Source organism: Streptomyces sp. CRN 30 (genome assembly GCF_034105845.1).
In genome coordinates this window covers 1-12,192 of the sequence record NZ_JAVRHI010000422.1, presented here as the reverse complement: position 1 = coordinate 12,192, position 12,192 = coordinate 1, and the positions used below count along the sequence as shown (strand labels likewise).

The following is a 12,192-nucleotide window of genomic DNA, read 5'->3' as shown; positions in this document are numbered from 1 at the left end:
AGCGCGGCGCTCGGCAGCGTGACCCCGGGCGCACCACCGCCGCCGATCACCGCCTCGCTGTCCACCGCCAGGCAGTCCAGCCCCTGGTGGCGGAGGTGCGCGGCCAGCCGCTCGGCACGCTCCCTGAGGCGCCCGAGCTGCGCGTGCAGGGCGGCGTGGACCGGGGTCGCGGGGCCCCGCAGGGTGGCTTCCAGCGCGGCGAGGGTCAGCTTGTCCACGCGCAGTGCGCGGGCGAGGGGGTGCCGGGCGAGCCGCCGCACCAGCTCGGCGTGGCCCAGCAGGAGGCCGCACTGCGGGCCGCCCAGCAGCTTGTCGCCGCTGGCGGTCACCAGGGCGGCGCCGGCACGCAGCCAGGTGGTCGCGTCCGGCTCGCCCGGGAGCGCCGGTTCGGGGGCGGGCAGCCCCGAGCCGATGTCCGCGACCACGGGGACGCCCAGCCGGGAGAGGTCGGCGACGCCGACGTCGCGGGTGAAGCCGGTGACGCGGAAGTTGGAGGGGTGCACCTTGAGGACGAAACCGGTCTCCGCGGTCACGGCCGCCGCGTAGTCCGCGAGGGTGGTGCGGTTGGTCGTGCCGACCTCCCGGAGCCGGGCGCCGGTGCTCACGAGGAGGTCCGGCAGCCGGAAACCGTCCCCGATCTCCACCATCTCGCCCCGGCTGACGACGATGTCCCGGCCCCGGGCCAGTGCGGTGGCCGCCAGCACGAGCGCCGCCGCGCCGTTGTTGACCACGTGGGCGGCCTCCGCGGGCTCCACCCGCTCCAGCAGCGCCTCGATCGCCGACCGGCCCCGCCGGGAACGTGCGCCCGTGGTGAGGTCGAGTTCGACGTCCGTGGTGCCGCTCGCGGCGAGCACGGCCTCGCACGCCGCCGCGGACAGCGGGGCCCGGCCCAGGTTGGTGTGGAGCAGCACCCCGGTCGCGTTGATCACGGGCCGTAGCCGGGAGGCGGTGGCGGGCAGCGCGGCCACCGCCTCCTCGGTGACCTGGTGGGGAGGGATCTCACCGGCCCGCGCACGTTCCTGCGCTCCGGCCACCACCGCCTTCACGAGCCCGCGCCCCAGCCGGTCCGCGGCGGCGGCCAGCCGGGGATCGGCCAGGGCCACGTCGGTACGGGGCAGCCCGCGTCGTACGTCCTCGGCGGCCCCGGTACCGGGGCCGCCGGCGGCGGTGCGCGGTGGACGGTGTCGTACCCCTGCCGGTACGGCCGTCGGCATCGTCGAGGTGTGGTCGTCTTCCATCTCCTGCGCCTGCGCCTTCGCCGAGGTCCGGGGAGGCCGGGAGGCGGCCGGAGGGGAAACGGGCCCTGTGGCCCGGCAGCCGGCACTCGCCGCGCTTCCGGAGCGGGCCGGTGTCCCCCTGCGGATCCGTCACCCAGCGTGGTCAGCGTACGGTCGGGGCGGGGCCGCGCAGCGGCGCCACACCGGGGTGGCGGGGCGCTGCTTCCCATGATCAGCAGCGTGGTTGACGGTGGGTCATGAGTTCAGGAGACAGTTCTTCCTGCGGCTGGCTTCCGGTTATGGAGCTCCGCCAGTTGCAGTACCTTCTGGCCGTCGTCGAGTGGGGCGGCTTCACCCGTGCCGCCGAGCGTCTTCACCTCGCCCAGCCCGGGGTGAACGCGCAGATCCGGCAGCCGGAGCGGGAGCTCGGGCGGCCCCTGCTGGACCGCTCCGGCCGGACCGTGACCACGACGGCGGTGGGTGAGGCGGTGCTCCCCCACGCGCGGGCGGCGCTCGCGGCCGTGGAGGGCATGCGGCAGACGGTCGACGAGTTCACCGGTCTCGTCCGGGGGCAGGTCACCATCGGTCTCGTCTCCGGCGCGGCCGCCGAGGAGTTCGACGTGGCCGCCGTGCTGGCCGGCTTCCACGAGGAGCACCCGGGGGTCGAGACGGTGCTCAGGGAGGACACGTCGGCGCGCATGCGCACCGCCCTGCGCCGCGGTGAGCTCGACCTCGCCCTGGCCGGGGTCACCGAGGCCGACCCGCCGCCCGGGGCCGACCTCCGGATCGTGGTCGACGTGCCGCTGGTGGCCGCGGTGCCCGTGGGCGACCCGCTGCTCGTCCCCGCCGACCGGAGCACGCTCCCCCTGGCCGCGTTCACCGGCCGTCCCCTGATCAGCCTGCCGCGCGGCACCGGCTCGCGCGGCACCCTGGACAACGCCTGCAGGCGGGCGGCCCTCCGGCCGCACAACGCCTTCGAGGCCGCCGCACCGGCCCTGCTGGCCCGCCTCGCGGCCGCCGGCCTCGGGGTGGCCGTCCTCCCGGACGTACCGGCCGAGGCGGCGGCCGCCCCGGGGCTGCGCACGCTCCGGCTCGTCCCACCCGATCTCCGCACGGGTCGCCCTCGCCTGGCCGTCGGACGGTCCCACCACCCCGGCGGCGAGCGCCCTGCTCGTGCGTATGCGGGAGGCGTTCCCGCCGGTCGGGGGCTGAGCCAGGTCGGCGGCCCGCCCGCTGCCGCGGCGGGAACGGGTCACCCAGCGCGATGTGGACCCCTACCGGATCGTCCGCGCACCGCCCGGTGCCTGCCCGCGTACGGTGCCCGGCGCCGCCGACACGGCACGACGGGTCCGGCACGGGACCGCGGCGGAGGCGGGCGCCGCGGGCGCGGCCGCCGGGCGGGGACGGCGGCACCGGCCAGTCCGGCTGTCCCCGTCCCCGCGCCGCCGTCGTCTGCTGGGGCGGCAGCGGCCGTCCGCGACGGGCGTGCCGGTGGCGGACCTCCCCGCATGGCTCGTTATCCGGTGGTGCGAGGTGCTCGGCAGAAGCCAGGGTTCATGGCGGGCGCAAGAGTTCCCGGAGAGATGGAGCACTGATGTCCTTAGTCGCGACATTCCTGGCTGTAGCGGTGGCGGCCCTGCCGACCGGGGGAACGCACCAGCCGAGCGTGGTGGTCCACGAACGTTTCGGCGTCTCACCGGAGGACGCCATCACCTACGACCGGTCCGCCGTGCCGAAGGGGAGCCGCGCCGTGGTGGCGCAGTGGTCGAACCGGGACGGTACGACCACGATCGACCTCGGTGTGAAGGACCTCGAGCCGAACCGCACCTACGGCGCCCACATCCACACCGAGCCGTGCGGCGCCAAGCCCGAGGACGCCGGCCCGCACTACCAGAACCGGGTGGACCCGGTGCAGCCCTCGGTGGATCCCGCGTACGCCAACCGCAAGAACGAGGTGTGGCTCGACTTCACCACGGACGCGGGCGGCGACGCCGCCTCCCGGTCCACGGTCGACTGGCGCTTCCGCACCGGTCAGGCCAGGTCCGTGATCATCCATGAGCACGCCACGATGACCCATCCCGGGCACGCGGGCACGGCCGGGGCGCGGCTGGCCTGCATCACCGTGCCGTTCGACTGACTGCGGGGCGACTCAACGGTGCAAGGAGTAAGGCATGAGGGGCTGAGGGGCTTGTTCGACTGAGGGGTTTGTTCGACTGAGGGACCGTTCAGCTGGGGGACCGGGACACCCGGCCGGCGACCGGGACCCGGGTCATGGCGCAGCGGCAGCCCCCGGCGGGGCTCGACAGCCCCGCCGGGGGCTGCCGCTGCGCGCCGGTCCGCCCGGCGGCATCAACTCCGCGGGACGTCCTTGACGAAGACGATGCCGTCGGTCGCGGCCAGGTGGGCCGGTTCGAGGGGCGCGTAGCCGAACCAGGGGGAGACGCGGGCGGCGGGCGGCGGGCCGGCGCCCAGGGAGGCGGCCAGCCGGGGCGCGTCGACGAGGCAGCTGTCCTCGGAGAGCGCGGGGAGCGCGTACAGGGGCCCTTCGACGGTGTCCGGCGACGGGGTGTCCACCCCCTGGTGCCGGATCGTGCCGAGGGCCGTCGCCAGGAAGCCGTACCCGTCGCCGAGGTGGGTGTCGACCAGTGCGCCGGCGCCCCACCACTCGAGCCGCCGGCCGCCCATCCGCACCGTGCTCCGCTGCCGCTGGAGATGGCTGTTGTGGGCGTGCACCAGTGCCGGGCCACGCCCGGCGACGGCGAGGAGGTTGTCGGCGGGCGCGCGATGCTGGCCGGGGCCGCCGAACTGGAGGCGTACCTCCGCGCGCGTTGAGCGCGGGGGCCGCGGCACCAGGAGGTGGCGTGACCGGCAGCGCGTCCACGCACCGGTCATCGCCCCGACTCCCCTGCGATTCCCGTCGGCCCGGCTGTGTCGAGGTGCTCACCGACTGATCCCTACCGAGGGGTAGGCCGACCGCGTCCCTTGTTATACATTCCGTCTAACAACGGTCGACGGTGGCCCCGCCGGGGTCGCCGTCCGGAAGACGCGGTGGCTCTGAACGAGGAGTGGGGAGCATGGCAAGCAGCACGGCCCGGCCGGAATTCCAGGACGACGCCCGCAGCGGCCCCGGTGTCGCCAGGCGACTGCTCGACTCGTCGGCGACGCTGTCCTACGACCCGGCGACGGAGGTGGACTGGGAGACGCCGCTGGACAAGGACTTCCACGGCGCGAGCCCGGAGTGGAGCACCCTGTTCGGCACCGCGTACTGGGCCGAACTGACCGAGGACCGGCGCAAGGAGCTGACCCGGCAGGAGGCCGCCTCCGTCGCCAGCACCGGCATCTGGTTCGAGATGATCCTGCAGCAGCTGATCCTGCGTGACATCTACGCGAAGGACCCCACCGACGATCGCGTGCAGTGGGCCCTCACCGAGATAGCCGACGAGTGCCGGCACTCGATCATGTTCGCCCGCGGCGCCCGCAAGCTGGGCGCACCGGCGTACCGCCCGCGCCGGGTCGCCGTCGAGCTCGGCCGGCTCTTCAAGACCACCGCGTTCGGCGAGGCCGCCTACGCGGCGATCCTGGTCGCCGAGGAGGTCCTGGACGTCATGCAGCGGGACTGGATGCGGGACGAGCGGGTCGTACCGTTCGTGCGCACCATCAACAACATCCATGTCGTCGAGGAGTCCCGGCACATGAAGTTCGCGCGTGAGGAGACGCGCAGGCACCTGGCGAAGGCGGGGCGGGTCCGCCGGAACGTCCACGCGCTCCTGATCGCGGTGTCCGCGTACGTCATCGTCACCAGCATGGTGAACCGGAAGGTGTACGCCAACGCGGGTCTGGACGAGAAGCGCGCGCTGGCCGAGGCCCGGGCCAACGAGCACCACAAGGCGATGATGCGCTCCAGCTGCGCCGGCCTCATGGAGTTCCTGGCCTCGTGCCGGCTCCTCACCCGGCCGGCCCTGGCCTTCTACAAGCGCGCCGCCCTGATCTAGGGCGCTCACCCGGACACGGATCCCAGGGACCATGACCTACGCCATCACCCAGACCTGCTGCAGCGACGCCACGTGCGTGGCCGTCTGCCCGGTCAACTGCATCCACCCGACTCCGGAGGAACGTTCCTTCGGCAGCACGGAGATGCTGTACATCGACCCGAGGTCCTGCATCGACTGCGGTGCGTGCGCCGACGCCTGCCCGGTGGACGCGATCTTCCCCGTGGACGCGCTCACCGGCCCGCGCGCGGCGTACGCCGACATCAACGCCGCGTACTACGCGGACGCGGCGCCCGACGAGGTGGCCGCCGACAGCCCCAACTTCCACCCCTGGGGCGCGCCGGTGTTCGCGCGCACGCTGCCCGCCGACTTCCCGCCGCTCCGCGTCGCGGTCGTCGGCACCGGTCCGGCCGGCATGTACGCCGCCGAGGACCTGCTCCTGCACACCGGCGCCGAGGTGACCCTGATCGACCGGCTGCCGGTGGCCGGCGGCCTCGTACGGTACGGCGTGGCGCCCGACCACCCCTCGACCCGGAAGGTCGGCGACACGTTCGCCCGTCTGCACGACCACCCGCGGGTACGGATGCTGCTCGGGCTGCGCGTGGGCGAGGACGTGAGTGCGAAGGAGCTGGCCGCGCACCACGACGCCGTCGTGTACGCGGTCGGCGCCTCCGGTGACCGGCGCCTGGGCATCGCCGGCGAGGACCTGGCCGGCAGTGTCCCGGCCCGTACCTTCGTCGCCTGGTACAACGCCCATCCCGACGTCGCGCCCGACGCGGTCGACCTCTCCGCGGAACGGGTCGTCGTGGTGGGCAACGGCAACGTCGCCCTCGACGTGGCCCGCATCCTGGTCGCGGACCCCGAGGACCTGGCCGGCACCGACATCGCGGGGCACGCGCTCGAGGCCCTGCGCCGCAGCGCCGTGCGCGAGGTCGTCCTGCTCGGGCGCCGCGGCCCCGAGGACGCGGCCTGCACCCGTCCCGAACTGCTCGCCCTCACCCAGCTCCCGGACGTGACGCTGGTCGTCGACGACCACGACCCGCGGGCCGGCGCGGTCATCGACGCGGCCTCGCCGCATGACAAGGCGGCCCTGCTCAGGGACGTCCCCCGCGCGCGAGTCGACTGGTCGGGCCCGCCGCCCGCCGGGCGCCGCATCGTCCTCCGCTTCCACTCCGCACCCGTGGAGGCGCTCGGTGCGGACGGGGGCGGGGACGGCGCCGAGGCCGTCCACGCGGTGCGGGTCACCGGGCCCGCCGGCGGGGGTGACGTCGACATCCGGACCGGGATGCTGCTCCGGGCGATCGGCTACCGGGGAACTCCCGTACCCGGACTGCCGTTCGACGAACATGCAGGAACGATTCCGCATGAGAACGGCCGGGTGGTGGGGCAGCCGGGCGCGTACGTCGTGGGGTGGATCAAGCGGGGTCCCTCCGGCGGCATCGGCGCCAACCGCGCCTGCGCCGCGCAGACCGTCGGCACGCTGCTGGCCGACGCCGTCGCGGGTGCGCTGCCGACACCGCCCGGCTCGTCGAGGGCGTTCCGGCGTCTGGTGCGGCGCCGCGGCCGTGACCTGGTCGACGCGCGCGGGCTCGCCGCCATCGAGCGCGCCGAACTCGCCCGCGGCGCGGACGACGGCAGACCGCGCGGCAAACTGGCCACCGTCCCGGAACTGGTCGCGGCGTCGAAGCGCCGACGGCTCACGCGGTGAGAGCCGCTCGGCCGCCCGGCCCTGCGCACCGGACGGCCTACGAGAAGCTCTGCGTCAACTGACCGAGGCCGTTGATGATCGACCGCCCGAAGTCGGTCGGCGCCAACAGCACGCCCAGGATGACGGAGAGGACGACGACCAGGAACTGGTCCCACCGCTTCCTCGCCTGCACCGGGCGGAACAACAGCAGGATGATGACGACGGCCAGCAGCAGCGCCATGTTGATGGTCAGGCTCATGGCCAGGACCCCCTGTCGGGCCACCCCCGCCCTGGCGGACGGACGCGGCAAAGCAGGAACGTTCACCCCGGTCTTCCTGTGTAGCGCGGAATCAGCTGTGCCGCTTCGATCGGACCGTGAGTTGGCGCCAAAATGCCCATTTGGCTCGATTTAGCGGGCCAGCCGCCTCCCGTCGGCCGCCGACCGGTCAGTCGTACCGCGCCCGCCCGCCGGACCGGCTCCGCGGTGCCTAGGATCACCTTGACGCTCTCCCGCCCGAAGGGGGGAGATCCCCGCCCCGAGGGGCGGAGTGACCACGGAGGAAGCAGATGACGACCGAGACGGTGACCGGCCCGGCGGAGCCGGTCCACGCGCGCATCCCCGACACCACGGCCGGCGGCACGGTGATCCTGCTCAACGGCACCTCCAGCTCGGGCAAGACCAGCATCGCCCGGGAACTGCTCAGCGTTCTCGACGGGACGTGGTTCCACATGCCGGTCGACGCGTTCCACGGCATGCGCGGGGGCCACGCCCTGCCCGGCGACGACGTCCAGGCCGAGATCGACCGCACCTGCAAGGGCTTCCACCGTGCCGTCGCCGGCATGGCGGCGGGCGGCAACCGCCTGGTCGTCGACTACCCGCTCAGCAGCCCCTGGCGGCTGCTCGACCTGCTCGACCTGCTCGACCCCCAGAACACGGTGCTGATCGGCGTGCACTGCCCGCTGCCCGAGCTGGAACGCCGCGAGCGGGAACGCGGCGACCGGCAGCACGGACTGGCCGCGACCCAGTACGACCACGTGCACGCCCACGGCGTGCACGACCTGGACATCGACACGAGTCTGCACAGCCCGGCCGAGTGCGCCCTGCGCATCCGCGACGTGCTGACCGACCGGCCGCGCCCCACCGCGTTCGAGCGGCTGCGGCGGTCGCTGCGGCCGTGACCGGCACGCCGCCGCGGGCTCACCCCGCCGGTCCCCCACCGCTGCTCTCCCGCACCCTGAGCCGGTGCCCGGCGACATGGTCCCGCGGCGGCCCCGGCTCCGGGTCGTCGATCCGCTCCAGCAGCAAGGACACCGCCGTTCGCGCGATCTCCTCCTTGTCGGGAGCGACCGTGGTCAGGCTCGGCACGCTGAACCGCGACGCCTCGACGTCGTCGAAGCCCACCACGTCCAGGTCCCGGGGCACCGCGCGGCCGCCCTCGTGCAGCGCGCGGAGCGCTCCCAGCGCCAGGTGGTCGTTCAGGCACAGCAGGGCGTCCGGCGGCTCCCGACGGCCCATCAGCCCGGCCGCCGCCCGGGCCCCGTCCCGCCAGTGGTACGCGTCCACCGGGACCACCAGTGCCGCGTCGAGGCCGAGGCCGGCCGCCTCCAGCGCCTGCCGGCAGCCGTCCGTGCGCAGCCGGTCCGTCCCCTGGCGGCCGCGGACGGCTCCGCCGACGACCGCGATGCGGCGGCGCCCCCGGGACAGCAGGTGCTCGGCGGCCTCGCGCGCGGCGCGCACGTTGTCGATGCCGACGTGGTCGGTGGCGCCCTCCGCGGGCCGCTCCCCGAGGAGGACCACCGGCAGCCGGCGGTCGTGGGTGGCGAGGTCCCCGGGCCGCAGGGACAGCGGGCTGAGGATGACACCGTCGCAGAACTGCGCGTCGAAGCCGTGCAGCGCGGCCAGTTCGCGCTCGCGCACCGCACCGGTCCGGTGGAGCAGCACGGTGCGCCCGCGCCGGTCGGCCTCCGCCATGACGTACTTGGCCAGTTCCGCGAAGTAGGCGACGTCCAGTTCCGGGACGGCCAGGGTGATCACGCCGGTACGGCCCCGGCGCAGTTGGCGTCCCGCGAGGTTGACGCGGTAGCCGAGCGCGTCGATCGCCTCCCGGACGGCGGCCCGGGTCCGCTCCGACACGTGCTCGTAGTCGTTGATCACGTTCGAGACGGTCTTCGGGGAGACGCCCGCGTACTCCGCCACGTCCTTGATCCTCGGTCTGCCCGCCACACCGCCCCCGTCCCCACCCCGATGTGCACGCATGGTGCCACGGGGCATCGCCACCCCCCGCCCCGTCCTTACCCCCCGGGTAATCGACCCGCGTCCCGGCCCCCGGCAGTGTGGTGGTCGTACCGCACACCGCAGCTTCGCGCGGAAGAGCGCGCCAGGGAACAGGAGCCGTCATGCCCGCCTACGCCATCGCCGACCTCCACCCGCCGGCCCACCTCCACGAGGACGTCCTGACCTACATGGAGACCATCCAGGGCACCCTGGACCCCTTCGGCGGGCGCTTCCTGGTGCACGGGGCGCCCGAGCGGGACGCGGTCGAGGGCGACTGGCCGGGGGCGCTCGTCGTCATCGCCTTCCCGTCGCTGGCCGAGGCCCGCGCCTGGTACGCGTCCCCGGCCTACCAGGAGATACTGCCCCTGCGCACCCGGCACATGGAGGGGACCGCCCTGCTGATCGACGGGGTCTCCGGCCCCGCCTACGACCCGGCCGCCACGGCCGCCGCGATCAGGGCGGCGCAGACCGCTCGGTGACGCACGGCCCCGGCGGTCCCTCGCCCGTGGGGCGCACGCCGGGGGTCCAGGAATCCGAAAGCCAGATCCAGTGCTCGGTCCCGCGTACGGACCGCCGCGCTCCCACCGCTCACCGGGTCACCTGAACGTGCCATCGGCCGGCCGCCCGAGTAACTGCGTCTCGGTCGTGGTCGTTGGCCGTCGAGCGAGCAGAACCAATTGAGCGGGACGGGGCGCCCGTTGAAGGTGTCCCGCTTCCGCTGTGCCGACGGCCGGCGCGCACCGCCGTGGGAGCACCGCTCGCCGCGGACGCGCCGCCGGCCAGGAAGAACGAGGCCGCACCACGATCCGGTGCGGCAGCGGGAGATGGGAGAACTGCATGGACCTTGCACATCGGGACGTCATGGAGGCGTTGAACCCTCTGTGCGCGCAGGTGATGTCGGTGCCGCCGGAGTCGGTGGTGCCGGAGGCCCGGCTGGTCGCCGACCTGGGAGCCGACAGCCTGGACGTCACCGAACTGGAAGCCGCCGTGGAGGAACTGTTCGGGGTGTCCCTCAAGGCGGCGAAGACCGCCGGGGTGGCCACGGTCGGTGACGTGGCGGACCTCATCGTCAGACAGCGCGCCTCGGACGACGACCGGAGGCGGGCCGTCGCATGACTCGGCACGACGCGGTCGCGGTCACGGGCCTGGGCGTACGGTGTGCCGCCGGAGCGACCCCGGCGGCGCTGTGGGAGCGCCTGCTCGAGGCCCGTTCCGCGACGTCCCTGCACGCCTTCGACGACGAGGGCGCCGTCGTCCGTCCCGCGGGTGCCGTGCCCGGTTTCGACCCCGGGTCCTGCCTGACCGTGAAGGAGATCCGGCGCACGGACCGGTCCGTGCAGCTGGCCCTGTGCGCGGCCGCGGACGCCGTCCGGGACGCCGGCGGGCTCGACGCCCCGCCGGTGCGGCGGGCGGTGGTCACCGGCACCGGCTACGGCGGGGTCAGCACCCAGGAGAGCGGGATCGGCAGTCCCTCCGCGCTCTACGTGCCCCGGCTGATGCACAACGCGGGGGCGTACTGGATCAGTGCCAGGCACGAGATCACCGGGCCCGGTTTCACCCTTTCGACCGCGTGTGCCTCAGGCACCCACGCGGTGGGTGAGGCCCTGCAGATGATCCGGGCGGGCGGCGCCGACGTGGTGGTGGCCGGAGGGCACGAGGCACCCCTGACGCCCACGACCGCGCTGGCCTTCGGCCGGGCCGGCGCGATGGCCACCGGAACCGAGGACCCGGCCGGCGCGTCCCGGCCGTTCGACGCGGACCGGCGGGGTTTCGTGCTCGCCGAGGCGGCCGCGTTCCTGGTGCTGGAGCGGCTCGACCTCGCCCGCGCGCGGGGGGCCCGGATCCACGCCACGCTCGAGGGGTACGGACGCACCTCCGACGCCCACCACCTCACGGCCCCGCATCCGGACGGCACCGGTGCCCGGACCTGCATGGAGCTGGCGCTCGCCGACGCGGGCCTCCGCCCGGACGAGGTCGCGCACGTCAACGCGCACGGCACCGGCACCGAGCTCAACGACGTCGCGGAGGCACGGGCGGTCAACGCCGTCTTCGGCACCGCCGCCGTGCCCGTCACCGCCCCCAAGTCGGTGACGGGCCACTCGCTGGGAGCGGCGGGGGCGCTGGAGGCCGTGATCGCGGTCCTGTCCGTGCGCGAGGGGCTGGCGCCCCCCACCGCCAACCTCGCGCGGCTGGACCCGCGGTGCGCGCTGGACGTGGTCACGGGCGCGCCCCGCAAGCTCCCGGACGGGCCGGTGATCAGCAACAGCTTCGCCTTCGGCGGTCACAACGCCTGTGTCGTGTTCGCCTCGCCGCACGGGTGACCGCGGGGGACGGTCCGCAACGGAGGAGGGCTGGCGGTGGGGCCGTACCGGACCCCACCGGAACCCGGACGCGAACCGGACGGACACCGGACGGTACGGGACGGGCACGGGGACGACGAAGTCGTTGGAGGGCAGCCGGCAGCGGTGCCCGAGCGCATGAGGAAAGGCAACCCACCAGATGAGGCTGTCGGTAGTGGACCAAGGGCACATTCGCAGCGGACAGCCGGGGACCATCGGCATCGCCGCGCTGTTCGCCGGGGACCCGCCGGACCTGGCGCAGGTGCGGTCCCGGGTCGGTGCCCGCTGGGGCCGCCTGGAGCGCATGAGCTGGGTCCTCGGGCAGCCCGCCGGACCGGCCGCGCTGTCGGGTCACCACTGGTCGCCCGCCGGGCCGTTCGATCCGGCCGACCATGTCGTCGCCACCGCCGGCGAGGGGCTGGAGTCCGTCCTGACCGCCGGTGTCAGCCGTCCGCTGCCCGCCGACCGACCCCTCTGGCGGCTGGTCGTGGCGGAGGACGCGACGCCGGAGGGTGAGCACGCGCTGGTCCTGTTCGCCCACCACGGACTGCTCGACGGCAGGTCGCTGGAGTCGCTCGTCCGGCTGCTGACGGACGACGCCGTGCCGCCGCGTCCGCCGGTGCCCGCCGCTCCGCGTCCGCCCGCCGTGCCGGCCGCCCTGCGCAAGGAGCTGCGCCGCCTGGGC

Annotated in this window: 12 protein-coding genes and 1 pseudogene; 9 read left to right on the top strand and 4 right to left on the bottom strand. The window is 74.6% G+C overall.

Features of this window, described 5'->3' with window-relative positions; translation table 11 throughout:
* Nucleotides 1-1,238 (bottom strand): L-seryl-tRNA(Sec) selenium transferase (selA, locus tag UW392_RS46490; RefSeq protein WP_320781395.1); only part of this gene is annotated, 1,238 nt, incomplete at its 3' end.
* 293 nt (nucleotides 1,239-1,531) lie between these two features.
* Between selA and UW392_RS46485 the strand changes: the two genes are divergently transcribed.
* Both UW392_RS46485 and UW392_RS46480 read left to right on the top strand, forming a co-directional pair.
* The gene (locus tag UW392_RS46485) at nucleotides 1,532-2,812 is read left to right on the top strand and encodes a LysR substrate-binding domain-containing protein (protein WP_320781394.1); all 1,281 of its coding nucleotides are present in this window, start codon (nucleotides 1,532-1,534) and stop codon (nucleotides 2,810-2,812) included.
* Nucleotides 2,812-3,354 (top strand): superoxide dismutase family protein, encoded by a 543-nt coding sequence (locus tag UW392_RS46480; RefSeq protein ID WP_320781393.1) that lies wholly within the window; start codon nucleotides 2,812-2,814, stop codon nucleotides 3,352-3,354. The genes UW392_RS46485 and UW392_RS46480 overlap by 1 nt, the downstream gene beginning before the upstream one ends.
* A gap of 212 nt (nucleotides 3,355-3,566) precedes the next feature.
* Here the strand turns inward: UW392_RS46480 and UW392_RS46475 are convergent.
* Nucleotides 3,567-3,992 (bottom strand): annotated as a pseudogene (locus UW392_RS46475) (erythromycin esterase family protein); the annotation flags it as partial.
* Between the two features lie 299 nt (nucleotides 3,993-4,291).
* Here UW392_RS46475 and UW392_RS46470 point away from each other — a divergent pair.
* Complete coding sequence (locus tag UW392_RS46470; protein WP_320781392.1) at nucleotides 4,292-5,209, top strand: diiron oxygenase; 918 nt, start codon at nucleotides 4,292-4,294, stop codon at nucleotides 5,207-5,209.
* A gap of 31 nt (nucleotides 5,210-5,240) precedes the next feature.
* Nucleotides 5,241-6,914 (top strand): FAD-dependent oxidoreductase, encoded by a 1,674-nt coding sequence (locus tag UW392_RS46465; RefSeq protein ID WP_320781391.1) that lies wholly within the window; start codon nucleotides 5,241-5,243, stop codon nucleotides 6,912-6,914.
* A gap of 37 nt (nucleotides 6,915-6,951) precedes the next feature.
* On the opposite strand, the gene UW392_RS46460 is transcribed toward UW392_RS46465, so the two are convergent.
* Nucleotides 6,952-7,152 (bottom strand): hypothetical protein, encoded by a 201-nt coding sequence (locus UW392_RS46460; RefSeq protein WP_320781390.1) that lies wholly within the window; start codon nucleotides 7,150-7,152, stop codon nucleotides 6,952-6,954.
* A gap of 308 nt (nucleotides 7,153-7,460) precedes the next feature.
* Between UW392_RS46460 and UW392_RS46455 the strand changes: the two genes are divergently transcribed.
* Nucleotides 7,461-8,072, top strand: coding sequence for a chloramphenicol phosphotransferase CPT family protein (locus tag UW392_RS46455; RefSeq protein WP_320781389.1), 612 nt, complete (start codon nucleotides 7,461-7,463; stop codon nucleotides 8,070-8,072).
* A gap of 19 nt (nucleotides 8,073-8,091) precedes the next feature.
* Here UW392_RS46455 and UW392_RS46450 read toward each other — a convergent pair whose 3' ends face one another.
* Nucleotides 8,092-9,150 carry a LacI family DNA-binding transcriptional regulator gene (locus UW392_RS46450; protein ID WP_414497434.1) on the bottom strand — a complete coding sequence of 353 codons (1,059 nt, stop codon included), beginning with the start codon at nucleotides 9,148-9,150 and terminating at the stop codon, nucleotides 8,092-8,094.
* A gap of 140 nt (nucleotides 9,151-9,290) precedes the next feature.
* Between UW392_RS46450 and UW392_RS46445 the strand changes: the two genes are divergently transcribed.
* From UW392_RS46445 to UW392_RS46430, 4 genes are all read left to right on the top strand, one after another.
* Complete coding sequence (locus UW392_RS46445) at nucleotides 9,291-9,647, top strand: DUF1330 domain-containing protein (RefSeq protein WP_320781387.1); 357 nt, start codon at nucleotides 9,291-9,293, stop codon at nucleotides 9,645-9,647.
* Nucleotides 9,648-10,005: 358 nt separating this feature from the next.
* A complete protein-coding gene (locus UW392_RS46440) occupies nucleotides 10,006-10,284 on the top strand; it encodes an acyl carrier protein (protein WP_320781386.1) in 279 nt (92 codons plus the stop codon).
* Nucleotides 10,281-11,489, top strand: a complete 1,209-nt coding sequence (locus UW392_RS46435) for a beta-ketoacyl-[acyl-carrier-protein] synthase family protein (RefSeq protein ID WP_320781385.1) — start codon at nucleotides 10,281-10,283, stop codon at nucleotides 11,487-11,489. The genes UW392_RS46440 and UW392_RS46435 overlap by 4 nt, the downstream gene beginning before the upstream one ends.
* Before the next feature lie 178 nt (nucleotides 11,490-11,667).
* A partial coding sequence (locus tag UW392_RS46430; RefSeq protein WP_320781384.1) for a wax ester/triacylglycerol synthase domain-containing protein occupies nucleotides 11,668-12,192 on the top strand: 525 nt, incomplete at its 3' end.

What these genes read in the sequence shown, in the direction of transcription:
- UW392_RS46465 (WP_320781391.1), top strand. Translation starts at nt 5,241, where the DNA reads ATGACCTACGCCATCACCCAGACCTGCTGCAGCGACGCCACGTGCGTG.
- UW392_RS46460 (WP_320781390.1), bottom strand. Translation starts at nt 7,152, where the DNA reads ATGAGCCTGACCATCAACATGGCGCTGCTGCTGGCCGTCGTCATCATC.
- UW392_RS46440 (WP_320781386.1), top strand. Translation starts at nt 10,006, where the DNA reads ATGGACCTTGCACATCGGGACGTCATGGAGGCGTTGAACCCTCTGTGC.
- UW392_RS46435 (WP_320781385.1), top strand. Translation starts at nt 10,281, where the DNA reads ATGACTCGGCACGACGCGGTCGCGGTCACGGGCCTGGGCGTACGGTGT.
- UW392_RS46480 (WP_320781393.1), top strand. Translation starts at nt 2,812, where the DNA reads ATGTCCTTAGTCGCGACATTCCTGGCTGTAGCGGTGGCGGCCCTGCCG.
- UW392_RS46445 (WP_320781387.1), top strand. Translation starts at nt 9,291, where the DNA reads ATGCCCGCCTACGCCATCGCCGACCTCCACCCGCCGGCCCACCTCCAC.
- UW392_RS46470 (WP_320781392.1), top strand. Translation starts at nt 4,292, where the DNA reads ATGGCAAGCAGCACGGCCCGGCCGGAATTCCAGGACGACGCCCGCAGC.
- UW392_RS46455 (WP_320781389.1), top strand. Translation starts at nt 7,461, where the DNA reads ATGACGACCGAGACGGTGACCGGCCCGGCGGAGCCGGTCCACGCGCGC.
- UW392_RS46450 (WP_414497434.1), bottom strand. Translation starts at nt 9,150, where the DNA reads ATGCGTGCACATCGGGGTGGGGACGGGGGCGGTGTGGCGGGCAGACCG.